This is a genomic window from Bradyrhizobium sp. AZCC 1719 (assembly GCF_036924525.1).
In the GTDB taxonomy this organism is placed as follows: Bacteria; Pseudomonadota; Alphaproteobacteria; order Rhizobiales; family Xanthobacteraceae; genus Bradyrhizobium.
The window spans coordinates 394,782-417,697 of sequence record NZ_JAZHRU010000001.1 but is presented as its reverse complement, the minus strand read 5'-3'; the positions used below and the strand labels follow the sequence as shown (position 1 = coordinate 417,697).

Genomic DNA, 22,916 nt, shown 5'->3' with positions numbered 1-22,916 from the left:
TCGTCATTGCGAGGAGCGAAGCGACGAAGCAATCCATTCCTCCTCTGCGGCGCTATGGATTGCTTTGCTTCGCTCGCAATGACGGTTGATCCAGAGTGCGGTTCAGCGGCGGCCCTACCGCCCCTGCCGCCGGAAGTACCGTTTCGCACGCTGCTCCGCCTCCGCAGCGGCGGCCTCCGGCGTCTGGGCACCTGTCGCGACCGCGGCGCACATCTGGATCAGCACGTAGTCGGCGCTGACCGCACCGGTTGCGGTCGAAATCGGCCCCTTGTAGCCATCGTAGTAGGTGCTCTGCATGGTGTTCTTGAAGATCGAGACCTTGGGGTCGCTGGACCAGACCGCGGCGTCGGCATAGGCGGCAAGCGGCTGCGACCAGTAGCCGGAGTTGGCGTTGAGCCACGGCTCGTACTGTTCCTTTTCCATCATGAATTGCAGGAACGCCTTTGCGGCATTGGGATAGGGGCTGTGCTTGAACAGCATCGCGTTCAGCGTCAGGCCGGCCATCGGCGAGACCTTGGCAAGGCCCTTCGGCAGCAGTTGATGCTCGCTGTCCTCGGCAATCGCCTTGGTCGCCGGATCGTTCTTCAGCGAGAAGTACAGCGAGACGCCGTTGGCGGTCAGCGAGATTTCCTGCGAGGAGTAGGCGCGGTTGTTGCTGACGTCGTTCCACGACGACGTCCCGGCGATGAAGGTCGGGTACAGTGCCTTGACCCACTTCAGCGCTTCGATGGTCTCCTTGCTGTTGATGATGATATTACCCTCTTCATCGAGCAGCGAAGCGTTGTGCGACCACAGCGCCCAGTTGGCAAAACCGTTGCCGTCGCCCTTGGCGTTGCCCAGCGCGAAGCCGGCCGGCTTGCCGGCCTTGTGCAGCTTCTGGCAAAGGTCCACAAATCCGGCACTGTCTTCCGGGACCTTGTCGTAGCCGATCGATTGCAGCACCGATTTTCGGTAGATCAGCGGGCCGGCAGTCGCGCCGAACGGCAATCCGATCCATTTGTCGCTCTTGCCGCGCTTGCCGTACGTCTGCGCCAGCGGCAGCCAGCCGCCATAGCGCTTGCCGAGATAATCGGTGACGTCGTTCAGTTCGACCAGCTTGTCGACATAGATGTGCGGCGCATCGGAGAAGCCGATGATGATATCCGGGCCGGCGCCGGAATTCGAGGTCACCGCGGTCTGCTGGCTGATGTCTTCCCAGCCGACGAAGTCGACCTTGACCTCGATGCCGGTCTCCTTGGAGAATTTGGCCGCGTTGGCGCGGAACACGTCCTCATCGGCCTGCACGAAGCGGACCGGGCGCAGCATGCGCAAGGATGCGCCTTTTTCGATTGCGAACTTGGGGGCGGGGACGTCGGCGGCTTTGATGGTGGATGCGGTTTGCGCCGATGCGCCGGTCACGGCCAGAGCCGCTGCCGAGGCGCCCAAAGCCAACGCATCGCGACGGGTGATGTCGTTCCTCATGGTGCTCTCCCTGTATCGGTTCCCGGCGTTGAATCGCCGGTGAACCCTGTCGTTCAAAACGCTTTCGCCGTGTTAGCTGTTGGGCCCTCGGTCCATGCTGACGGGTTGCCAGCGACGGAGCGAGGTGTTTTGCAGCACCGACGGATTGACACAGCTTACCGGCCACATGCCGGACAGGACCAGTGACAATTCGTAGCCCACACGGCGCTTGCGCGCCTCGTCAAAACGTGCCGAGGCCGACGCCACATGGGCGGTCAGGGTGACGTTTTCCATCGAAAGTATCGGATTGTTGTGCGCCGGCGGCTCCTTTTCCAGCACGTCGAGGGCGGCGTGCGCGATCCAGCCCTCCTGCAGCGCCTTGATCAGCGCTTCCTCGTCCACGGTGGCGCCGCGGCCGGTATTGATGAAGACGGCCGAATTTTTCATCTGGCGGAAATGCTTCTCGGTCAGCATGTGATGCACCTCGGGCCGGGCCGGCGCGTGCATCGAGACGAAATCCGACTGTTGCAGCACCTCCGACAACGTCGCCGGGATCACGCCGTGGTCGTACATCAGCGTTTCCTGGATGAACGGGTCATAGGCCATCATGCGCAGGCCGAAGGGGGCGGCGCGCTTGGCGACGGCGCGCGCCACCCGGCCGAACGAGATGAAGCCGAGCGTCTGGCCCATCAGCCGCGGGATCTTCAAAAGCGCAGGCCGGCCCTCGGACCAGCGGCCGGTGCGCGCCATCTTGTCCTGCTCGACCAGCCGCCGAAAACCCGCCAGCAGCAGCATCATGGCGTGGTCGGCGACCTCTTCAATGAAGGTGTCGGGAATGTTGGTGACCGGGATGCCGCGGGCGGTGGCGGCCTTGACGTCGACACTGTCGACGCCGACGCTGCCGAGCGTGATCACCTTGCAATTTTCCAGCGCGTCGATGACGGCTTTGGTAATCGGCATGCCCTTGGCGTAGATCGCGTCCGCGGTTTTTGCGGCAGCGATGAATTCCGCCTCGTTGGCCGGCGCCTCGATGATTTCGGCCCCGATCGGATCGAGCGCTTCCTTCTCATAGTCATAGCCGCCGCCGGCGACCGTGAAGCTCGCGCCCTTCGGCGTCACCACCCTGAATTTCGGCATTTCCTGCTCCCGATTTTATTTTTCGGTGTTGGTTGAGGCGGCGGGCGCCGCCACTTTCATCGTTGACGTACTTTTCACCTTTTACGCGACTTGACTTGCTTCGGCTACAATTGCCGGTTGCTGCTTGGTCGGCAGCATCGCTTTCTGCCGGATTTCCGCTGGCCTTCGTAACAAAGCGCTAAAGGGTCTCACGATATTGTGCGCCGAATCAATCGGCCAATCGCGTGCTACGCGCCTATTTTCCGGAGATCCCCGTGAAGCTGACCAATCTCAAGATCACCCCCAAACTCGGCATTCTGGTGGGCGTGACCCTGCTCGGCCTCTGCGTCGCCGGTGTGCTCGCGGGCTATTTGATGCAGCGTGAGATGCTCAATGCTCGGATCGAGCAGACCAAGGCGATCGTCGATATGGCGCGCAACATGGCGCTCGGCCTGCAGAAGCAGGTTGCCGCCGGCCAGATGACCAAGGAGGCGGCGATTGCCGAGTTCAGCAAGCGCGGCAATACGCTGACCTTCGACAATGGCAACGGCTACGTGTTCGCCTACACGATGGATGGCGTCGCCGTGCTCGCCCCGGTTCCCAGCCAGATCGGCCAGAACCGTATGGATATCGACACCGGTGGCCGAAAGCTGGTGCGCGAACTGCGCGACGGCATCGCGGCGAACGGCGAAATCATGCTGCGCTATGAATTCCGCAAACCCGGACAAGAAGAGCTGATCCGCAAATTCTCCTACGCGGTTCCGATCCCGGGCTGGAACATGTTCGTCGGCACCGGCGCCTATCTCGACGACCTCGACGCCAAAATGAAGCCGATCGCGGCAGTGCTCGGGCTTGCCATTCTCGGCATCGCGCTGGTTGCAGGCAGCATCGCCTGGATGATCGGCCGCAGTATCTCGAAGCCGCTCGGTCAGCTCGGCGCCCGCATGCAGGACCTCGCCGAGGGCCGGCTCGACGGCGAAATTCCCGGCATCGGCCGCGGCGACGAGATCGGCGCGATGGCCGCGACCGTGCAGATCTTCAAGGACAACGCGGTTCGCATCCGCGGGCTTGAGCAGAAGGAAGCCGAGGTGCAGGCGCGCGCCGAGGCCGAACGGCGGGCGGCGATGGAAAGCATCGCCAGCGACTTCGAACGCAGCGTGACCGGCATCGTCCGCTCGGTTTCGACGGCGGCCGCCGGTATGCAGAGCACCGCGCAATCCATGACCACGACCGCCAGCGACGCCAGCGCGCGGGCGGCGACCGTCGGCGCAGCGTCGCAGCGTTCGTCCGACAATGTCGGCACGGTGGCGTCCGCCGCTGAGGAGCTCTCTAGCTCGGTCACCGAGATTTCCCGCCAGGTGACGCGCTCCAGCGAGATCGCCGCCAAGGCGGTCAGCGACGCCGAGCGTACCAACGCCACCGTCGGCGCGCTCTCGACCGGCGCCGAGAAGATCGGCGAAGTGGTCAAGCTGATCCACTCGATCGCTGCCCAAACCAATTTGCTTGCGCTGAACGCCACCATCGAAGCGGCGCGCGCCGGCGATTCCGGCCGCGGCTTTGCGGTGGTGGCGTCGGAAGTGAAGGCGCTCGCCAACCAGACCGCGAAGGCGACCGAGGAAATCTCCGCGCAGGTTGCGGCCATGCAGGCTTCCACCAGCGAAGCCGTGGCGTCGATCGGCGGCATCTCCGAGACCATCGCGCAGATGAGCGAGATCACCGTCTCGATCTCGACCGCCGTCGAGCAGCAGGGCGGCGCCACCCGCGAAATCGCCCGCAACATTCAGTCGGTGGCGGCCGGATCGAACGAGATCTCGGCCCATATCGGCGGCGTCAGCACCGCTGCGGCCGCAACCGGCAAGGCAGCATCCGAAGTGCTGGCGAGCGCCCGTGAACTCGACACCCAGTCCGGCATGCTGCGCAGCGCGGTGGATGAGTTCCTAGGCAAGGTGCGCGTGGCGTAAGGCAGAATTGTAGGGTGGGCAAAGCGTAGCGTGCCCACCATTCACAAAGACGGTCCAACGAATAGATGGTGGGCACGGCGCTAAGGCGCCTTTGCCCACCCTACACAATGCGGCAGCCGCCTTACTGCTTCTCGATTCCCGCGCCCGCAATCAGCTTCTCCCACACCACGAGCTGCTCCTTCACGAAGGCGTCGAACTCTTCCGGCGTGCCGGAGAATGCTTCCATGCCGCGCTCCGCTAGCTGGCTCTTGATGTCGGGGCGCTCGACGACCTTGCGGATTTCCGCGTTCAGCCTGGCGACGATATCCTTCGGCATGCCGGCGGGGCCGAAATAGCCTTGCCACGAGGTGATATCAAAACCCTTCACCGTGTCGTTCATGGTCGGGAGATCGGGCAACAATGCCGAGCGCTGCTTGGTGGTGACCGCGAGCGCCTTCAGCGCCTTGGCGTTGACGTGGGGCAGGCCGGTCGGCACGTCGATGAACATCATTGAGACGCGGCCGGCGATCAGATCGGTCAAGGCGGGCGGCGAGCTCTTGTAGGGGACGTGAAGCAGATCGATGCCGGCGAGGCGGGCAAACGTTGCGCCGGAGACGATCGCAGCCGAGCTGCCGCTGGCATAGGAGTATTTACCCGGCTCCTTCTTCGCCAGCGCAATCAGTTCGGCCACCGAGTTCGCCGGAATATCCGGGTGGATCACCAGCATGAAGGGCAGGTCGCCGCTGCGCGCGATCGGCGTGAAGTCCTTGACCGGGTCGTAGGTCATGTTCTTCATCAAATAAGGATTTGCCGAATGCGGTGTGTTGGTCGACACCATCAGCGTGTAGCCGTCCGGCGCGGAGCGGGCGACCTGGCTTGCGGCGAGCGAGCCGTTGGCGCCCGGCTTGTTTTCGATCACGATGCCGGCGCCGAGCGCGGTGCCGAGCTCCTTCGAAATGATGCGCGTGGTGGTATCGGTGCCGCTGCCGGCCGCGAACGGCAGCACCAGCGTGATGTTGCGGTTCGGGTAGGGGGCCTGCGCGGCAGCCGTGGCGATCATCGCCAGCATCAGGGGAGCCGCTGCGGCGACAGGCCGATACCGCTTCAATAACGCGAACATATAGTTGTTTCCTCGGTTGTTGTTCTGTTGAAATGGCCGGCAAGCTAGCCTGCCGAGGGACAAAGTGGAAGCCCGCAGGACACACCACGCAACATGCCGTGCCCCGGGCGCAGCGCAGCACGAAGTGATGCGCTGCTGAACCGGGGCCCACTGTGGCTGGATCCCGGCTCTGCGGAGCAGCGCGAAGTCGCGCTGCACCGCGGCCGGGACACGAGAGTTCATGCCTTGGCCGAAGCTCGCCTTGAAGCGATCACGACGCCGGCCAGCACCAGCGCATAGCCCACCAGATGGAATAATCGCAACTGTTCGCCGAGCCAGAGGATCGCCATCGCCGAGCCGAACACCGGCACCAGGTGGAAGAACGGCGCGGCACGGTTGGGCCCGATCAGCGCCAGTCCGCGATTGAAGAACAGGTACGCCAGCGTCGAGGGAAAGATCACGGCATAGCCGAGCGTTGCCATCGAGATCAGGTCGAATTTCAGCGTGGTGCCGGTCGAAAATTCCCAGATCGAGAACGGCACCAGCATCAGCGCGCCGCAGCAGGTGGTGAATGAAATCAGCGACAGCGCGTGCGTCACCGGCCGGCGCGGGATCAGCGCCGAATAGAGGCCAAACGACACCAGCGAGCTTGCAAACATCAGGTCGCCGCGGTTGAAGCTGATGCCGGCGAGCGCGCTAAAATCGCCGCGCAGGATGATGGTCAGGACGCCCACGAGCGAGATGGTGATGCCGGCGAGCTGCGCACCCGTCAGGCGGACACCGAACAGCGCCAGCGACCACAGCGCGACAAACAGCGGCCCCGCCGACTGGATCAGAAGCGCATTCAGCGCCTCGGTATATTGCAGCGCCCAGTAGGAGATCGCATTGTTGTAGGCAAATCCGACCAGCGACAGGAACAGCATCATCGGCAGATGCGCGCGCAGCACCGGCCAGTCCTGCTTCAGATGCGGCCAGGCGAACGGCAGCAGGATCAGAAAGGTGCCGATCCAGCGGACGCAGGACAGCGTCAACGGCGGTACGTGCCCGGCGACATGGCGCGCCAGCACGATGTTGCCGGCCCAGAACAGCGAAGTCAGGCTCAGCAGCAGGTAAGGCTGGTTGGTCAGCCACCGGACCGGATGGAAGGCAGGCGATACTGGTGCGGGCTTGGTCATGGTCGCGAAGCGAGTAGGGCGAAAATTCCGCCGCACGACAAGTCCCGCGCGCGCAATGCTACAATGCCTTGCGCATCAGTTTTGCGCCTTTTCCTTCATGGCGCTGGGAAACTGCGACGGCACTGCGCGAAGCACCCCCGCTGTCATACCCCGCGAAAGCGGAGTATCCAGTACGCCGCGGCTTCTCGATTGACCGCGAACGTCAGCTACTGTTCGTCATTGCGAGCGAAGCGAAGCAATCCATCGTGCGGCATCACGGATAGATGGATTGCTTCGTCGCTTTGCTCCTCGCAATGACGTGGTGAGATACTGCAACCCCTCAAATGCGCGGGATACCCGCGTCGTTGATCACCTTCGACCACTTGTCGATCTCCGACGTGATCAGCGCGCGCATTTGCTCCGGCGTGCTGCCGCGGACCTCGCCGCCGGTTGCCGTCTCCAGCGCCGTCTTCGTTGCAGGGTCGGCCAGCATCGACTGGATCTCCGTGTTCAGTCGCTTCACGATATCGGGCGGCGTGCCCTTCGGAGCTACCAGCCCGGCCCAGGTGCGAACGTCGAAACCCGCAACGCCGGCTTCCTGTGCGGAAGGCACGTTCGGCAGCAGCTTGGTGCGCGCGGGCGAGGTAACGGCGAGGCCGCGAATGGCGCCGCTTTCGATCTGGCCTGCGAGCAGCACGGTTGTCCCGACGATCACGGGAACGTCTCCGGCGAGCAGGGAGGTGACGGTCAGTGAGTCACCGCGATAGGGGACGTGCACCATCTTTGTGCCGGCGGTGACGTTCAACAGCTCGCCCGCGAGATGATGCGTGCTGCCGAAACCGACCGAGCCGTAGCTCAGGGCATCGGGCTTGGCTTTCGCCTGCGCAATCAGGTCCGAAAGCGTCTTCGCCTGATGGTCGGCGCGCACCGCGATCACCAGTGCGTAGTAGACCATCGTCGACAGCATATCGAAACTATCGATCGGGCTATAGGCGAGCTGCTTGTACAGCGCGCCCGAGATCGCATGTGCCCCCGTGACGAGGCCAATCGTGTAGCCGTCCGGCGCGGACTTGGCGATGGCGTCCGCAGCGAGATTGCCGCCGGCGCCCGGCTTTGCTTCCACCACCACCGCCTGCCCCAGCCGCTTGGAAAGCCCGTCGGAGACGATGCGCGCCATAGTGTCGGCGGCGCCGCCCGCCGCAAAGCCGTGCAGCAGCCGGATCGGCCGGTTGGGATAAGTTTGCGCAGCGGCGATGGAAGGCACCAGGCAGGTGAGGCTAAGCGCTGCGGCAGCGATGCAGCAGCGCAGGGCAAGCAACCGTCCACGCAGGACGTTCAACGATCGAGCCATCTGGTTCATCCCTCGTGTTTTGTTTTTTTGAACGTCAGTTCCGGCTGGTGGTGGCGTGCGCGATTACTTCACGCCGCGCATCGCCGGAGAAAATTCGCTTGCTTCCTTGGCTGGCCCGACGCCCCAGACGTCGCGCGGCAACCCGATCCAGGTCTTCGGCCGCTGCGGACGATCGTGGTGCCAGGGACGCGGCTCGAAATAGCCGAGCTCTTCGTCGAGCATCAGATCCATGCTGTAATAGAGCTCGATCAAGTAGCCGTCGGGGTTGTAATGGTAGACCGCCACGTTGTGGCCGGGTCCATGCCGCACCGGTCCCCAGAGAATCTGGAACTTGTTGCGGCCGAGCAGGTCGCAGGCCTGGTGCATGTGCGAGGCGTCGCGCAGCTCGAAGGCGAGATGATGCAAGCGGCCGTCGGTGCCGCGCGCAAAGTTCATCGCGTGGTGTTCGGGGCCGCAGCGCATGAAGACGAAATTTTCCTCGATGCGGTCGGAGACGCGGAAGCCGAGAAGGTCGCCAAAGAATTTGGCGGTTCGCTCGGGATCGGGCGTATGGAGCGCGACGTGGCCGAGCTTGGCGACGGCAAGGCCACGGATCGGCTCAACGGCCTTGCAGAACTCCCATCTGGAAAACAATTCGATCCGGTGTCCGTCCGGATCGTCGAAGACGAGTGCCTTCGCTATTCCCGGCGCCGTGTCGCTCCTGATCTCCGATTTGATACTGAAGCTTGCCAGCGATTTCTGCAGGTCGGCCGGATCGAGGCTGGGCGCAACTTCATAGGCGATGGAGGTCAATTGCGAGGCCGCGCCGCGTTCGAGAACCAGCGTCAGCTCCTCGGACTCGGTGCCGAGCAGGATCCGGCCATCGCTGCGCTGGATGACGCCGAGCCCTATGATGGACTGGTAGTAGTCGAGCTGCGCCTCGATGTTTGGCGTGGTGAAAGTGACGTGTCGCAGCCGCTTGACCTTGATCATCTCGTGACCTCTTGAATTCAGGCAGAATGTTTGGGCTGTGCGGGCATCCAGCTCAATCCGGGGTCATCACGATTTTGCCGAACGCCGCACCGGAATCGAGCAGTTCATGCGCGGCACGAACTTCGGAAAGCTTGAAGCGCCGAGAGATCGACGGGCGAATGGCGCCCTCGGCGAGATAGCCGATCACCTTTCGCATGATGTCGCGCCGGCCTTCGCGGTCGTTATCGTAGATGTGAAAGGAGAAGCAGCGGATCGCCGGGCAGATGTCGAGATACTTCCGCATCTCGCCCATCAGGTTTTCGGTCGGCAGTCCGGCAAACGCGTTGTAGGAGACGATGGTGCCCCATTTATCGAGCGCACCGAGATAGGAATAGAATTCGGGGCCGCAGACGTGATCGAGGACGAGACTGACACCGCGTCCGTCAGTTAGAGCGCGGGTGCGGGCGACGACGTCCTCATCGCGATAGAAGATGATCTCATCGGCCCCCATCTTTCGCGCGAAGGCGGCCTTCTCCGGCGTGGAGACGGTGCCGATCACCTTCATGTCGGCCAGTTTTGCGAGCTGCACCAGCGACGTCCCGACCCCGCCGGCCGCGCCGATGACGAGGGCGGAGTGGGGCGGCGTAGCGGAGCCGCAATTGTGCAGCAGTGCCCAGGCGACCTGGTAGTTCGGCAGGCACACCGCGTCCTCGAACGCAACGTTCCCGGGCAGTACATGCACCGCGTCCGCAGGCGCGGCGACATATTCGGCGTAGCAGCCGCCGCGCTGGGCGAGGTCGCGCGCGCTCAGGAGCACCCTTTGGCCGACGACCAGCCCGCTCACCTGCGCACCCACGGCTTCGAGGATTCCGGCGACATCATTGCCGGGATTGGCCGGCAGCGGCGGCATCCATTTGTAGACGCCGCTGCGGATCAGCTTGTCAGGCTGGCCGACGCCGAAGGCCTGGGCGCGGATCAGAACGTCCCGCTTGCCCAGCGCAGGCATCGGCACATCGACATAGTCGAGCGCGTCCGGGCCTCCAGGGCGATGCACCAGTACAGCCTTCATCCGAGCGGCTCCTCAATTTAGCTATTTTCGAAAATATGTCTCATTGCGAAAATCATTGCAACGGGATTCTTTTTGGTTAGGATCGCGGGCTTCGGGGTCGCGAGAGAATCAATGACAACGACAGCCCTCAAGGCGCGCAAGGAGTTCGGCAAGACGCTCGCCTCCGACATCGCACACCGGCTGCGAAACGAGATCGTCACCTGCCAGCTCAAGCCGAATGAATCGCTGAAGTTCGATGCGCTGCGCCTGTCGTTCGGCGCCAGCTTCACGACGCTGCGCGAAGCGTTGACGTTGCTGGCGGCGGAAGGGCTCGTCGTCGCCGAGGAGCAGCGTGGCTACAAGGTCGCGCCGGTGACGCTCGAGGATTTGCACGACCTGACGCATGCCCGCATCCTGATCGAGGTCGATCTGATGCGACGCTCGATCGAAAAGGGCGACGACGACTGGGAAATAAGGGTTATCTCGTCGCTTCACCGGCTCGCCAGGATCGAGGAGCGGGCCCCGGAAGATTATGCAAGCAATACCGAATGGAAGGCGGCGCACCGCCAGTTCCATGAAGCGCTGGTTTCGGCATCGGGATCGCCGACGCTGCTTGCCGTGCGAAACTCGCTGTTCGATCGCGCCGAGCGCTACCGCAATCTGTCGGCCATGTTCCGGCCGCACCCGCGCGACAAGGCCGGCGAGCATCGCGCGCTGATGCAGGCCGCGATCGGGCGCAATGCCGATCAGGCGTGCAATCTGATCGCCAGCCACATCCAGACCACCTCCAACAACGTCGCAAAATACGCTTCCGGCGTGATCAGCGCCGGCTGATCGCCTGCGCCCGCTAGCGGACGCCTTTCTCATAAAAGTGCTCGGTGGAAGCCGCCCTGGCGGCGGATTTTGGTTGCGTTCGGCGATATTTTCGAAAATAGTCGTCTTTGACGAAATTCCAGTTCATCAGCCCGTCCCAACCGAGAAGGATACACGTCCCATGCGGCTGCTTTCATTTCTGAACAATGGCAGGGAGACCTGGGGAGCGATCGTCGGCGATGGCGTGGTCGACCTCGGCAGCAAGCTGTCCCACGCCACGCTGCAGGACTTCATCGCAAGCCCCGATTTCGAAAAGCGCGATCATATCGTGGCCGGCCACAAGCCCGACCTGAAGCTCGCCGACGTCAAATACCTTCCGGTGATCCCGCGTCCTGAAAAGATCGTCTGCGCCGTGCGCAACTATCTCGACCACCACCAGGAGGCGGTGGCCCACGGCATGAAGCGTGAGATTACGGCGTTTCCGCCGATCTTCCTGCGCGTCTGGCGTTCCCAGGTCGGGCATGACGCGCCGGTGATCCGGCCGAAAGTGTCGACGCATCTCGATTGGGAAGGCGAACTCGCCGTCATCATCGGCAAGCCCGGCCGTTATATTTCCGAGGCCAACGCCATGGGCCATGTCGCCGGCTATTCGATCTATAACGACGTCAGCGTGCGCGACTATCAGATGCATGCGCAGCAGATTGCGGCCGGCAAGAATTTCGTCGGCACCGGGCCGTTCGGGCCGTGGATGGTGACGACGGACGAATTGCCCGATCCGACCAAGCTGAAGCTCGAGACACGCATCAACGGCAAGACCGTACAGAAGTCCGACACCTCGTTCCTGATCTTCTCGATTCCGCGGCTGATCAACTACGCCTCCGAGATCTTCGATCTGATGCCGGGCGACGTCATCGCTACCGGCACCCCGGCCGGCGTCGGTTTTACGCGCAAGCCGCCGATGTTCCTGGTGCCGGGCGACGTCGTCGAGGTCGAGGTGGAGAAGATCGGCGTGCTGCGTAACCCCGTGTTCGATGAGGCCGCGCAGTGATGGCCTACGATATCAGGAAGACGCAAGTCTCGATCGAAGAAGTCTGGCACGAGCGCGGGCCGCGCCGGCCACAGCCGCTATTGATCGGCACCGTGCTTGCCGTCATCAACAATCCCTATGCCGGCCGCTATGAGCCGGATCTGATGTCGTTTCAGGCCGGCTTGCGCGATCTCGGCCGGCAACTGGCGCGGACGTTGTGCGAGCGGCTGGGCGGCAAGGACGTTGTCGAAGCCTATGGCAAGGGTGCGATCGTCGGCGGCGACGGCGAGCTCGAGCACGGCGCGGTCTGGCACGAGGCGGGTGGCGCTGCGATCCGCGAAGTGATCGCGCAGGCCAAGGCGATCGTGCCTGCGGCCAAGACCGTCGGCGCGATTGGCACGCGGCTGATGGTGCCGCTCGGCCATATCGAGGCGGCTTACGTCCGCAGTCATTTCGGCACCGCCGAGATGACGATCTGGGACGCGCCGCGGCGCGACGAGATCGTGTTCGGACTGGTGATGGCAACCGGCGGCCGCGCCCACGCGCGCATCGGCGGGCTTTCGGTGGATCAGATCTCAGTGCACGACGGGCAGCGGTGAGGCGCTAACGCCTGGTAGGGTGGGCAAAGCGAAGCGTGCCCACCGTCACAAGCGCGATGTTGAATGGTGGGCACGGCGCAATAGCGCCTTTGCCCACCCTACGAATCCCTACGTATCACGCTAGAACTTCCGCACCAGATCCGGCGTGATCTCGCTGAGCTTGCGGATGCCAAGCAACGCGAGATCGCGGTCGATCTCGGCTTTCAGAAGCGCGATCGCGCGTTGCACGCCGGCTTGGCCGCCGGCGATCGCGGCATAGAGGAAGGGGCGGCCGACCCAGACGAAATGGGCACCGAGCGCGAGCGCTTTGATCACGTCGGTGCCGCGGCGGATTCCACCGTCGACCATGACAGTCATGCCCTTGGCTTCGGCCGCGATCTCCGGCAGCGTGCGCAGGCCCGAGATCGTGTAATCGAGCTGACGGCCGCCATGGTTGGAGAGCATCACGCCGTCGACGCCGCTCTCGCGTGCGACCTTCGCATCCGCCGGCGAGACCAGGCCCTTGACCACGAGCTTGCCCTTCCACCTCTTGCGGATCATTTCGACATGCTTCCAGGCGAGCTGGTCGCGGGCGCCGATGTTGCGCATCAGGTTTTTCGCCAGCACCGGCGGGCCGCGCTGTGCGTCCATATTCTCGAAATGCGGCATGCCGTGGTTGATCACGGTGCGCGCCCAGGTGCCGAACAGCCAGTGCGGATGCGTGACCGTGTCCCAGAACACGCGCGGCGTGATCGCAAGCGGCACCTGAAAACCATTGCGGATGTTGTTCTCGCGATTGGGCGGCACCGGCACGTCGGCGGTGACGACGAAGGTATCGTAGCCGGCCGCCGCCACGCGATCGACCAGCGGCTCGATCCGCTCCGGCAATCCTGCGAGATAGGCCTGGTACCACGTGGCCTGATTGGCGGCGCGGACATCCTCCAGCGTGATCAGCGACGAGGCGCTCAAGATCATCGGCACGTTCTCGCACCTAGCGGCCTGCGTCAGCATGATATCGCCGCGATAGGCGCACAGCGCCGAGGAGCCCATCGGTGGAATGCCAAACGGCGCGGCGTAGGTCTTGCCGAACAGCGTGGCGGTCTGGTCGCGGCCGGAGACGTCGTTGAGCACGCGCGGCACGAAGCCGTATTCGTCGAAGGCTTTGCGGTTGTCGCGCAGCGCGGCATCGGTCTCGGCGCCACCGGAAATATAGCCGTAGAGAAATTTTGGAATCCGCCGACGCGCAACGGATTCGAAATCGTCGAGCGAAAGATACTTCTGAAGAGCCCGCGGCACTGCGCTCTCGGTGCGGGTCACGGTCGGAGGCGGCGCAGCCAAGCTTGTGGATTTGTCGAGCACGTCGGGCGTTCCATCTTTTTTTGGTTGTTATCGGAAGGCAGGTTAGCGCCGGGGAGGCGGCCCGCCAAATTTCTGGCCGGCCTTGTTGACGGATTCGCTGACGTCGCCGAGCATTTTTCGCGTCTCGGCGATCACCCGCCCGGACTTCTTGTCGAAACTTTCGATCAGCTCGCGCAGCGAAATCACGGTCGGCAGCAGTTCGCCGCCATATTTGTCGCTAGCGAGGCTGCCGAGGAAATCCTTGGTCTTGTCCATTGCGCCGTCGACCGCGCCGATGCCGGATTCGGCGGTTGCGATGATGGACGTGATCTTCGCGCCACTGTTTGAGAGCGAGGCGGTGAACGTCTCGAAATTCCGCAAAGTATCCTTGATCGCCACCTCGTTGTCGGCAATCACGCGGTCGACGTTGCGCAGCGCGACGCGGATTTTTTCCTGGGTATTGAGCATTCCTTCCGGATCGGCGGTGAGCTCCGGAATGCCGTCCGCGCCCTTGGGCGGCGGCGGCGCCTCATCGGTGCCGCCGGTAAACGAGATCGCGGCGATTCCCGTCAGCCCCTGAAATTCGAGGCCGACCTGGGTGTCGCTCTTCACCGGCGTGTTGCCGTCGATCATGGCGAGCGCGACCACGCGGCGCGGATGGTCGAGCTTCAGCGACACCACTTCGCCGACCCGGATGCCGGCGAAATTCACGCTGCCGCCGTTGCGCAGGCCGGAAGCCGAGCCTTCGAAGATCACGCGGAACGGCACCCTTTGCTTGATCCCGGCGAGCTTCTGATAGCCAAGCCACGCACCGAGCGACCCGGCGATCAGGGCCAGGGTCAAGGTGCCGATCATCACATTACTGGCGCGGACTTTCATCGAAGTTGCCTTGACGAAGCAGGCCTAAGAGATAACGGCTTTCTGACGGCAAGTCACCGCCGCGAACCACCCGGAACTGCGACGTGTACTCAAAGCTCGGCCATACCGATGCACCTCTCGTCCGCTCTGCTCTGAAAATGGACAGTGGCCGCCAGGACAGCGAATCCGTTTGGGGCCAATTTCAGCCGCAAACGATCCTTCCTCCTGCGCTGGCCGTCGTATATGAGAGATTTGCCGTCCTTTTAGGAGCGAATTGGCGGCGTGGATGGCGGCGGCGGATAGTTGATCCAAAATCCGACACTTCATCGATGTAAGCGCGGGCAGGCATTTCAACCGGGGCATCGCATGGTAACTCCATTTACGACGGCGCAATCCGGAGTGGCGATGCGGCGCTGGGGGCCTCCCGCCAATGCGGCGCTCGTGGCGATGGCGCTACTTACGGCGTTGACCGTCGACGCCGCGGCGAGACAAGCGCGCCCCGCGGCACCCACTGAGGCGACAGCGCCGCGCGATGTAGGCGAGCCGATCATGGCGATCGTGTCGATCAAGTCCCAGCAGGTCACTCTCTACGACGCCGAGGGCTGGATCCTGCGCGCGCCCGTGTCGACCGGCACCACGGGACGCGAGACGCCGGCCGGCGTCTTCACCGTCGTCGAGAAGAACAAGGACCACCGCTCGAACATGTATGACGATGCCGAGATGCCGAACATGCAGCGCATCACCTGGAACGGCATTGCACTGCACGGCGGGCCGCTGCCCGGGTATGCGGCTTCGCATGGCTGCGTGCGGATGCCCTTCGGCTTTGCGGAAAAGCTGTTCGACAAGACGCGGATCGGAATGCGGGTGATCATCTCGCCAAACGACGCGGCTCCGGTCGAGTTTTCTCACCCCGCGCTGCTTGTGCCAAACGCGCAGGCCGTCGCAGCCGCGCCGGTGCGTGCCGAGACGTTCGCGCGCGAGGCCGCGGAGGCCGCCAGGACGGCCGACGAGGCGAAGAAAGCCGCCGTAACAGCGGCACGCGAGGCAGCATCCCTCACGGCGTCGCTGCGCAAGCTGGAAGGGCTCAAGAAGCGCGCCGACGCTGAGCTCGCGGTAGCCGACAGAGCGATCGGCGCCGCAAAGACGGACGAGGCCAGGGCGCGAGCCGAGGACCTCAAGCAGAAGGCCGCCGCCAGGGCCGCGGAGCTGGGGACGCAGCTCGATACCGCCCAGGCTGACGCGACGTCGAGGCCGACCGCCGCCGCGGCCAAGGATGCGGCCAAGGCGGCCGCGACCAGGAAGGCCGACGCCGCCAAGGCGGCGGGCGAGGCGAAGCTCGCGCTCGAGCCGGTCTCCGTCTACATCAGCCGCGCGACACAGAAGCTCTACGTGCGGCGCAACACGCATAAGCCGGCGCCGGACGGCGGCGGCGAGGTGTTCGATGCGTCCATCGAGGTTCCGGTCACGATCCGCAATCCCGAGAAGCGGATCGGCACGCATGTTTTCACGGCGATGGCGCATAGCGACAAGGGCTTGCGCTGGACCGCGGTCACGATCGATGACGCCGATGACGCCAAAAGCGCACTCGACCGCATCGCCATCCCGCAGGATGTGCTCGATCGCATCGCGCCGACCGCATTGCCGCGATCCTCGATCATCGTCTCGGACGAGCCGCTGAGCCGCGAGACCAACTATCGCACCGAGTTCGTCGCGGTGCTGAGCAACCAGCCGCAGGGCGGCTTCATTACGCGCCAGCCTACGCCCGATGTCATTGCAAGCGGCAACGACTGGGGTGGCGATAGCTTCTTCCCCTTCTTCTCGCCCAATTCGAACCCCCAGCCTGGCACTACGCGCCGGCGCGGCGGGCAGTACTATCAACAGATGCAACCGGGCTGGACGTGGTGAGACGCGGCACGCCGCGCGCAGGCCGTATGTTCGCTCACAGGTCCTGGGCAGTTCGAGGCTTTCGTGACGCGACAAACACTCCCGTTAGCACCAGCGCAAAGCCGATGAAGTGGAACGCCTGCGGGTGCTCGCCGAGGAAGATGATCGACATGACGGTGCCGAACACCGGTACCACGTGAAAGAAGGGTGCTGCGCGGTTGGCGCCGATCATCTGCACGCCGCGATTGAAGCAGAGATAGGCGATCGTCGACGGGAACAGCGCGACGTAAGCGAGCGTCAGCAGATTCGCGGCGTCGATCTGCATCAGCGGCCGCGCGAACAGCTCCCAGATGAACAGCGGAATCAGGCAGGCCGCGCCGGCGCCGAAGGTGAAGGCGACGAACGACAGGCCGTGGATATCCGGGCGCTTCAGCGACAGCACCGAATAGATCCCAAAGATCGCGAGCGCGACCAGGAAAATCAGGTCGCCGATATTGAAGTCGATCTTCGACAGCGTGGTGAGATCGCCGTGCAGGATGATCACCAGCACGCCGGCCATCGAGAGCAGAACGCCGGCCGCCTGCGCCAGCGTCAACCGCACCCCGAGCAGCACGAGCGACCACACCGCGACCACCAGCGGTCCCGCCGACTGCAACAACAGCGTGTTCAGCGCCTGGGTGTGCTCGAGCGCCCAATATTGCAGCGTGTTGAAGGCGCCGATGCCGGTGATCGAGAGCACGACCATGATGCCGAGCCGGCCGCGGATCGCAGCCCAGTCCTTGACGAGATGCTTCCAGGCAAACGGCAAGATGATCAGGAACGCGAACGACCAGCGCAGGAACGACAGCGTCACCGGCGGAATGTGGCCGGCGGCCAGCCGCCCGACGATGGCATTGCCGGCCCAGCACAGCGCGGTGATGCTGAGCAGCAGATAAGGCTGATTGGCGAGCCAGTTCCCGGATCGTGCGGGTGAAGTCTGTTCGGTAGCCGACATTCGAGGGACCGGTTCATGGTGCCGCGGCCCGCCCGGCGATCGACGCCGGGCCGGAATGTGGCCCGGCCCTGGTCACAGACACCGATTTGCGCCGCTCATCAATGGTGCAGATGCATCGCGACCATGCAGCCCGCCTTGCTGGCTGTTTGGGGTTGCCAGCAGGCAGGCAAATATGCAATCAAAGGACGATTGATTCATGTGACCCAACCTTGGTTTGTTTTTCGGGGGCGCATGCAGTGAGTTATTCCGGGCTATTTTCAGTATTGGGCGTTCGTTCGATCGTTGGGACCACGGTTTGCGCGACTCCGCTCTCAAGCGTTTCGCCTGTCCGTGACACTGAATTTTTGCAGATGATGGGTCATTCCGTGAACAAGCCGATGTCGGCCGAAGAAGCCGAAGCCGAAACACGTCACCAGTTTGCCGTTCGCGCCAATTCCATTCTGGCGTTCATCGAATGCGATGAAGAGCAGCGCCCGAAATTGCGCCAGGCCATCATCGAGGCAATGCGATGGGCGCAGACGCAGCCCAGACTCGCCAAATAGGCTCCGCCGCGGCGAAGGCCGCTCACGCCACGAGAGCGCGCGCGATCGCGCCCGCAGCCTTCACGGCGTCGTTGGGATCGAGTTCGACCTGCAGGCCGCGCTGGCCGCCATTGAGGAATACGCTGGCATGGCCGAGCGCAGCTTCTTCGATCGCGACCGGCACACGCTTCTTCTGTCCGAACGGCGAGATGCCGCCGACATGATAGCCGGTCAGCCGTTCGGCATCCGCCGGCCGCATCATCTTCGCCGCCTTGGCGCCGAACGCGGTCGCGAGCTTTTTCATGCTGACCTCGCAGTCCGACGGCACCATGGCGCAGACCGGCTTGCCGTCGACCTCGGCCATCAGCGTCTTCAGCACGCGCGCGGGCTCTACGCCGAGCGCTTCCGCCGCCTGCAGCCCAATGCTCGCGGCATCCGGGTCGTAGTCGTAAGCGTGCAGGGCGAATTTCACGCCCAGCTTTTCCAGCGCTAGCGTCGCACGGGTGGTTTTGGACATGGCCTTTCCATCATTGCCGAACATTAATGCGTTTCTCGCCCGTGCAAGACCGGGAGGGCCAGGATTTTACGGGGATATCAATGGGTTGGAGCTGTTCTAAGGCCCCCTTAAAGCCGCCTTCTTGCTTGCCTAGATCACCTGCTTCCTTTATCCGGTGGGGCGCCCTGCACGCGAGCGGCCCCGGCCGTGATTTTGGCTGGGCGAGCTTAGGGCATGGTCCGGAAACACAGGTACCGGTTCTCCGGTGAAATCATGCTGGAACCAAGAGATTTGCAGGGAACATCTTAAAAATGGCCAATGTTGTCGTCGTCGGCGCCCAATGGGGTGACGAGGGGAAGGGCAAGATCGTCGACTGGTTGTCGGAGCAGGCCGATATCGTCGTGCGCTTCCAGGGCGGCCATAATGCCGGCCATACGCTCGTCATCAACGGCGAGACCTACAAGCTCGCACTGCTGCCGTCCGGCGTGCTGCGGCCGTCGAAGCTTGCCGTGATCGGCAATGGCGTGGTGTTCGATCCGCAAGCCTTCCTCGACGAGGTGGTGCGGCTGAAGGGCCAAGGTGTCGCCGTCAGTCCGGAAAACCTGCGCATTGCCGAAAACGTCACGCTGATTCTGCCCTTGCATCGCGACCTCGATGCGCTACGCGAATCCAGTAACGCCGTCACCGCAATCGGCACCACGCGCCGCGGCATCGGCCCGGCCTATGAGGACAAGGTCGGTCGCCGCGCGATTCGCCTGATGGACTTAGCCGACCTCGACACGCTGCCGCACAAGATCGATCGGCTGCTGGCGCATCACAACGCGCTGCGCCGCGGGCTCAATCTCGAGGAGATCGACGGCAACGGCATTCTGAAAGAGCTTACCGCGCTGGCGCCGAAGCTTTTGCCCTATGCGGAGACGGTGTGGCGGCTGCTGGATATCAAGCGCCGCGAGGGCAAGCGCATCCTGTTCGAGGGCGCGCAGGGTGCGCTGCTCGATGTCGATCACGGCACCTATCCCTACGTCACCTCGTCCAACACGGTGGCAGCGCAAGCGGCAACCGGCACCGGCATGGGCGCGAGTGCGGTCGGCTACGTGCTCGGCATCTGCAAGGCCTATACGACGCGAGTTGGCCAGGGCCCGTTCCCGACCGAGCAGGACAACGAGATCGGCCGCAAGATCGGCGAGCGGGGCCGCGAGTTCGGCACCAACACCGGCCGCCCGCGCCGCTGCGGCTGGTTCGACGCCGCCCTAGTGCGGCAGACAGTCCGCACTTGCGGCATCACGGGTCTGGCGCTTACAAAGCTCGATATTCTCGACGGCTTCGACACCATCGAGGTCTGCACCGGCTATATGCTGGACGGCAAGGAAATCGACCATCTGCCGGCGGGCGAGGGTGCCCAGGCCCGGGTGGTGCCGGTCTACGAAACCATCGAGGGCTGGAAAGAGCCGACCGCCAATGCCCGCTCTTGGGCGGATCTGCCGGCCCAGGCCATCAAATATGTCCGCCGGGTCGAGGAACTCGTGGGTTGTCCGATCGCATTGCTTTCCACCAGCCCCGAACGCGAGGATACTATACTGGTGCAGAACCCGTTTGAGGCTTAACGGGATGTTACCGCCGGGGCTGCAGTATTGAAGAGAAATGGCTGATTATTACCCGCTGATCGCACGCGCTATCGCCGGCCTGGACCCCAATGCTCCAGGCGAGAGCCGCCGTGCGCTCTATGAGCGGGCGCGTACCGCGCTGATCGCGCAGTTGCGCAGCGTGCAGCCGCCGCTTTCCGAATCCGAAATCACGCGCGAGCGGCTGTCGCTGGAAGAGGCCGTGCGCAAGGTCGAATCGGAAGCCGCCCAGCGCGCCCGCGAAGCTTCGCGGCCCGGCGGTGGCGGGGCTGCGCGCGGCGGTGATGCCTTCCGCCGCGCCAATGCCCGCCCGCCGGAAGCGGCTGCCACGCCGCCGGGTACGCCGCGCCCGCGTCCGCCATCTCAAGGCCCCTCGCGCGATGGCCGTCCGCCGCTTGGCGAGGAGCCACGCCCGCCGCGCAATCTGCGCGCCGATGCGCCACCGCCCGGCGCGCCGCGCCCGCAGCCGCCGCAGATTCCGACGCAGGATGCTGGCCTGCCGCCACCGCCGCCTCGCGAGCGCGGCCCCCGTCGCGGCCCAGACAATGGTAATGGTGGCCCGCCGACGCCGCCGCAGCCGCCCGGCATGCGCGGCTTCCGCGACATCGCAGCCGATGCCGACGATCTTGGCCGCGCCGCGGCGCAAGCCAACCGCAACGCGCGGAAGACTTATGCCAACGTGCCGTCGCCCTCGCCGGAATTCGACCGGCTCGAGCCGAGCATGGAAGACCGCGGTGCCGATCCCGAAGCGCCCTATTCGTACGACGAATCGCAGGCGGAAGCCGACCGCTACGCGTCGCAGCCGCCGTTGCGCGATCGTCCGCGTCTGTCGCAGGATCGCGACCAGCCGAAAAAGCCCGCCCGCGCAGGCGCCGCGTTTCCGTTCAAGAGCGCGATCGCGGTCGGCATCGTGCTCATTCTGGTCGGCGCCGGCATCCTCTGGGGCAAGTCGGTCGTGACAGCCGTGAGCGGCCTGTTCAAATCCTCATCTGTGGTGGAAGCGCCGAAGGATCCGGCCGCGCCGCAGTCGCGCCCGAAGATTCCCGACCGTGTCGGCCAGCCGTCGTCGAGCGAGAACGTGGCGCCCGTGGCGCAGCGCGTCGTGCTGTATGACGAGGATCCGTCCGATCCCAAAGGCAAGCAATATGTCGGCTCGGTGATCTGGCGCACTGAACCGATCAAGGCGAGCGGCAATCAGAAGCCGGACGTTGCCGTGCGCGCCGATATCGAGATTCCCGACCGCAAGTTCAAGATGACGATGTCGTTCCGCCGCAACACGGATACCTCGCTGCCGGCGAGCCACACCGCGGAATTGACCTTCATCCTGCCGCAGGATTTTTCCGGCGGCGGCGTCGGCAATGTGCCGGGCATCTTGATGAAGTCCAACGAGCAGGCGCGCGGCACGCCGCTGGCGGGGCTCGCCGTGAAAGTGACCGACGGCTTCTTCCTGGTTGGCCTTTCCAACGTCGATTCCGACCGCGCCCGCAATTTGCAGCTCCTGAAGGAGCGCTCCTGGTTCGACGTGCCGCTGGTCTACGTCAACCAGCGCCGCGCCATCATCGCGATCGAAAAGGGCTCTCCGGGCGAACGCGCGTTCAACGACGCGTTCGCACTGTGGGGGGAGTAGCTGCGGAGAGCGCCCCTGATGCGCGCTCAAGCGTGAGTTGATACCGCCGCGGTAAAGCCATCGATTGCCGCGGGCGTCGCCAAACAGTCCAACACAAAAAAGGCCTCAGCATTGCTCGCAGTTCTGCCGAGGCCGTTCTGCGTTCGACTTCGAGCGAAGCAGTCTATCGCTCTGCGGAGGCGGCCCGTCGCCGTGCGCCTTCGCGCTCCATCACGGCGCGGCAGCCCGGGCTGACATGCGCGCGGTTCCTGACCATGCAGGCGGTGATTCGCTGGACGTTGGGGACTTCATGGCCGCAGAGCCGCATGGCATCGCCGGTGCACATCTGCTGCGCCTCCGAGAAGGCGAGGCCTGGGCGTGCGGAAAGCGTCGTCGCCGCGAGAGCGATGGCGAAGAGAAGTGCGATCTTGCTTGTACGATGGATAGTCATGAGCCGTTCCCCAAGGGTTGCGTGCGTGCGGTGCTGGCCGCTCTTCATTGGGGGCGCTGCACGCGGTTTGCGCTGCCGCACACGTCGTCCGTCACCGGGAACTCACCCGGTGTGGTTGCTCGATTTCTGCCGATGTCCGAATCGAAAAGTGCTGCGCGGCCCCACGCGAATTATGCGCCAATGCTGCGAAGCTGCAATGGCTCGCTGCGAAGCTGTAATGGCTCGCACCAACACTTCTCAAGACTGTTGCGTGCGCGCCACGTCGAGCGAAGCGCGAAAGTGAAAACGACTCGGTTTTGCGCTGCGCTTCTTGTGTCAGCCTGACGGTTCCGGAGAAGGAACAGATGCGAGTCTTCCGGACGCCGTCTCAGCCGTGATCGAACAGTGCGGCGAACGGCCGTGCGTTCCGTAACGCGGCGACCGTGATTTCGGCTTCCGGTGAGGCCTCCCGAAGCCGATGCTGCTTGGCCCGAACGCCCGGCAGATGGCCGGGCCCGCCTTCACCTCCCCAAAACTCCGTAAAAATGCGCAAAATCAGCGTTCCGGAACAACCACCCGTTAGGGAAGGCTGAGTACGATCAGCGGCTACTCGCACCCGCCTCATTGCTGTCGTTGAAGTGAAAAAGGCT

At 64.0% G+C, this 22,916-nt stretch carries 20 protein-coding genes; 8 read left to right on the top strand and 12 right to left on the bottom strand.

All coding sequences use genetic code 11. From position 1 onward, the window contains the following. Window positions 1–114: 114 nt before the first annotated feature. Window positions 115–1,461, bottom strand: a complete 1,347-nt coding sequence (locus V1292_RS02045) for an ABC transporter substrate-binding protein (RefSeq protein WP_334370085.1) — start codon at window positions 1,459–1,461, stop codon at window positions 115–117. Between the two features lie 72 nt (window positions 1,462–1,533). Further along, window positions 1,534–2,577 carry a C-terminal binding protein gene (locus V1292_RS02040; protein WP_334370084.1) on the bottom strand — a complete coding sequence of 348 codons (1,044 nt, stop codon included), beginning with the start codon at window positions 2,575–2,577 and terminating at the stop codon, window positions 1,534–1,536. Window positions 2,578–2,831: 254 nt separating this feature from the next. On the opposite strand from V1292_RS02040, the gene V1292_RS02035 reads away from it, so the two are divergent. Then, entirely contained in the window at window positions 2,832–4,517 is a 1,686-nt protein-coding gene (locus V1292_RS02035; protein WP_334370083.1) for a methyl-accepting chemotaxis protein, read from the top strand. 121 nt (window positions 4,518–4,638) lie between these two features. Here the strand turns inward: V1292_RS02035 and V1292_RS02030 are convergent, their stop codons facing one another. The 5 genes from V1292_RS02030 to V1292_RS02010 form a co-directional block, all read right to left on the bottom strand. After that, a complete protein-coding gene (locus tag V1292_RS02030; RefSeq protein ID WP_442894592.1) occupies window positions 4,639–5,565 on the bottom strand; it encodes a Bug family tripartite tricarboxylate transporter substrate binding protein in 927 nt (308 codons plus the stop codon). 269 nt (window positions 5,566–5,834) lie between these two features. Beyond that, window positions 5,835–6,770, bottom strand: a complete 936-nt coding sequence (locus tag V1292_RS02025) for a DMT family transporter (RefSeq protein WP_334370081.1) — start codon at window positions 6,768–6,770, stop codon at window positions 5,835–5,837. A 319-nt stretch (window positions 6,771–7,089) separates the two neighbouring features. Further along, the gene (locus V1292_RS02020; protein WP_334370080.1) at window positions 7,090–8,100 is read right to left on the bottom strand and encodes a Bug family tripartite tricarboxylate transporter substrate binding protein; all 1,011 of its coding nucleotides are present in this window, start codon (window positions 8,098–8,100) and stop codon (window positions 7,090–7,092) included. A gap of 63 nt (window positions 8,101–8,163) precedes the next feature. Further along, window positions 8,164–9,072, bottom strand: coding sequence for a VOC family protein (locus V1292_RS02015; RefSeq protein WP_334370079.1), 909 nt, complete (start codon window positions 9,070–9,072; stop codon window positions 8,164–8,166). 52 nt (window positions 9,073–9,124) lie between these two features. After that, the gene (locus V1292_RS02010) at window positions 9,125–10,120 is read right to left on the bottom strand and encodes a zinc-dependent alcohol dehydrogenase family protein (protein WP_334370078.1); all 996 of its coding nucleotides are present in this window, start codon (window positions 10,118–10,120) and stop codon (window positions 9,125–9,127) included. Window positions 10,121–10,231: 111 nt separating this feature from the next. Between V1292_RS02010 and V1292_RS02005 the strand changes: the two genes are divergently transcribed. The 3 genes from V1292_RS02005 (at window position 10,232) to V1292_RS01995 (ending at window position 12,538) form a co-directional block, all read left to right on the top strand. After that, window positions 10,232–10,933, top strand: coding sequence for a GntR family transcriptional regulator (locus tag V1292_RS02005; RefSeq protein ID WP_057842170.1), 702 nt, complete (start codon window positions 10,232–10,234; stop codon window positions 10,931–10,933). A 160-nt stretch (window positions 10,934–11,093) separates the two neighbouring features. Next, a complete protein-coding gene (locus tag V1292_RS02000) occupies window positions 11,094–11,960 on the top strand; it encodes a fumarylacetoacetate hydrolase family protein (protein ID WP_334370077.1) in 867 nt (288 codons plus the stop codon). Then, window positions 11,960–12,538, top strand: coding sequence for an amino acid synthesis family protein (locus tag V1292_RS01995; RefSeq protein ID WP_334376912.1), 579 nt, complete (start codon window positions 11,960–11,962; stop codon window positions 12,536–12,538). The genes V1292_RS02000 and V1292_RS01995 overlap by 1 nt, the downstream gene beginning before the upstream one ends. A gap of 120 nt (window positions 12,539–12,658) precedes the next feature. Here V1292_RS01995 and V1292_RS01990 read toward each other — a convergent pair whose 3' ends face one another. Further along, complete coding sequence (locus V1292_RS01990) at window positions 12,659–13,813, bottom strand: alpha-hydroxy acid oxidase (RefSeq protein ID WP_442895590.1); 1,155 nt, start codon at window positions 13,811–13,813, stop codon at window positions 12,659–12,661. 105 nt (window positions 13,814–13,918) lie between these two features. Continuing rightward, a complete protein-coding gene (locus tag V1292_RS01985; protein WP_334370075.1) occupies window positions 13,919–14,734 on the bottom strand; it encodes an MlaD family protein in 816 nt (271 codons plus the stop codon). A 345-nt stretch (window positions 14,735–15,079) separates the two neighbouring features. Here V1292_RS01985 and V1292_RS01980 point away from each other — a divergent pair, with 345 nt between their 5' ends. Then, the gene (locus tag V1292_RS01980; RefSeq protein WP_334370074.1) at window positions 15,080–16,618 is read left to right on the top strand and encodes a L,D-transpeptidase; all 1,539 of its coding nucleotides are present in this window, start codon (window positions 15,080–15,082) and stop codon (window positions 16,616–16,618) included. Window positions 16,619–16,652: 34 nt separating this feature from the next. Here V1292_RS01980 and V1292_RS01975 read toward each other — a convergent pair whose 3' ends face one another. Then, window positions 16,653–17,591 carry a DMT family transporter gene (locus V1292_RS01975; protein WP_334370073.1) on the bottom strand — a complete coding sequence of 313 codons (939 nt, stop codon included), beginning with the start codon at window positions 17,589–17,591 and terminating at the stop codon, window positions 16,653–16,655. Window positions 17,592–17,827: 236 nt separating this feature from the next. Here V1292_RS01975 and V1292_RS01970 point away from each other — a divergent pair, with 236 nt between their 5' ends. Next, on the top strand, window positions 17,828–18,133 hold the full coding sequence (locus V1292_RS01970) for a hypothetical protein (protein WP_334370072.1): 306 nt from the start codon (window positions 17,828–17,830) through the stop codon (window positions 18,131–18,133). Window positions 18,134–18,155: 22 nt separating this feature from the next. Here the strand turns inward: V1292_RS01970 and ybaK are convergent, their stop codons facing one another. After that, window positions 18,156–18,629 carry a Cys-tRNA(Pro) deacylase gene (gene ybaK / locus V1292_RS01965; RefSeq protein WP_334370071.1) on the bottom strand — a complete coding sequence of 158 codons (474 nt, stop codon included), beginning with the start codon at window positions 18,627–18,629 and terminating at the stop codon, window positions 18,156–18,158. A 290-nt stretch (window positions 18,630–18,919) separates the two neighbouring features. Here ybaK and V1292_RS01960 point away from each other — a divergent pair, with 290 nt between their 5' ends. Further along, on the top strand, window positions 18,920–20,212 hold the full coding sequence (locus V1292_RS01960) for an adenylosuccinate synthase (protein ID WP_334370070.1): 1,293 nt from the start codon (window positions 18,920–18,922) through the stop codon (window positions 20,210–20,212). A gap of 37 nt (window positions 20,213–20,249) precedes the next feature. Beyond that, entirely contained in the window at window positions 20,250–21,857 is a 1,608-nt protein-coding gene (locus V1292_RS01955) for a hypothetical protein (protein WP_334370069.1), read from the top strand. Window positions 21,858–22,020: 163 nt separating this feature from the next. Here the strand turns inward: V1292_RS01955 and V1292_RS01950 are convergent, their stop codons facing one another. Beyond that, window positions 22,021–22,287 (bottom strand): hypothetical protein, encoded by a 267-nt coding sequence (locus V1292_RS01950; protein WP_334370068.1) that lies wholly within the window; start codon window positions 22,285–22,287, stop codon window positions 22,021–22,023. Window positions 22,288–22,916: the final 629 nt, after the last annotated feature.

Excerpts from the sequence above, each read along its gene's own strand:
- V1292_RS02045 (WP_334370085.1), bottom strand. The coding sequence starts at position 1,461 with ATGAGGAACGACATCACCCGTCGCGATGCGTTGGCTTTGGGCGCCTCG.
- V1292_RS02040 (WP_334370084.1), bottom strand. The coding sequence starts at position 2,577 with ATGCCGAAATTCAGGGTGGTGACGCCGAAGGGCGCGAGCTTCACGGTC.
- V1292_RS02030 (WP_442894592.1), bottom strand. The coding sequence starts at position 5,565 with ATGCTGGCGATGATCGCCACGGCTGCCGCGCAGGCCCCCTACCCGAAC.
- V1292_RS02025 (WP_334370081.1), bottom strand. The coding sequence starts at position 6,770 with ATGACCAAGCCCGCACCAGTATCGCCTGCCTTCCATCCGGTCCGGTGG.
- V1292_RS02020 (WP_334370080.1), bottom strand. The coding sequence starts at position 8,100 with ATGGCTCGATCGTTGAACGTCCTGCGTGGACGGTTGCTTGCCCTGCGC.
- V1292_RS02015 (WP_334370079.1), bottom strand. The coding sequence starts at position 9,072 with ATGATCAAGGTCAAGCGGCTGCGACACGTCACTTTCACCACGCCAAAC.
- V1292_RS02010 (WP_334370078.1), bottom strand. The coding sequence starts at position 10,120 with ATGAAGGCTGTACTGGTGCATCGCCCTGGAGGCCCGGACGCGCTCGAC.
- V1292_RS02005 (WP_057842170.1), top strand. The coding sequence starts at position 10,232 with ATGACAACGACAGCCCTCAAGGCGCGCAAGGAGTTCGGCAAGACGCTC.
- V1292_RS02000 (WP_334370077.1), top strand. The coding sequence starts at position 11,094 with ATGCGGCTGCTTTCATTTCTGAACAATGGCAGGGAGACCTGGGGAGCG.
- V1292_RS01995 (WP_334376912.1), top strand. The coding sequence starts at position 11,960 with ATGGCCTACGATATCAGGAAGACGCAAGTCTCGATCGAAGAAGTCTGG.
- V1292_RS01985 (WP_334370075.1), bottom strand. The coding sequence starts at position 14,734 with ATGAAAGTCCGCGCCAGTAATGTGATGATCGGCACCTTGACCCTGGCC.
- V1292_RS01980 (WP_334370074.1), top strand. The coding sequence starts at position 15,080 with ATGGTAACTCCATTTACGACGGCGCAATCCGGAGTGGCGATGCGGCGC.
- V1292_RS01975 (WP_334370073.1), bottom strand. The coding sequence starts at position 17,591 with ATGTCGGCTACCGAACAGACTTCACCCGCACGATCCGGGAACTGGCTC.
- ybaK (WP_334370071.1), bottom strand. The coding sequence starts at position 18,629 with ATGTCCAAAACCACCCGTGCGACGCTAGCGCTGGAAAAGCTGGGCGTG.
- V1292_RS01960 (WP_334370070.1), top strand. The coding sequence starts at position 18,920 with ATGGCCAATGTTGTCGTCGTCGGCGCCCAATGGGGTGACGAGGGGAAG.
- V1292_RS01955 (WP_334370069.1), top strand. The coding sequence starts at position 20,250 with ATGGCTGATTATTACCCGCTGATCGCACGCGCTATCGCCGGCCTGGAC.
- V1292_RS01950 (WP_334370068.1), bottom strand. The coding sequence starts at position 22,287 with ATGACTATCCATCGTACAAGCAAGATCGCACTTCTCTTCGCCATCGCT.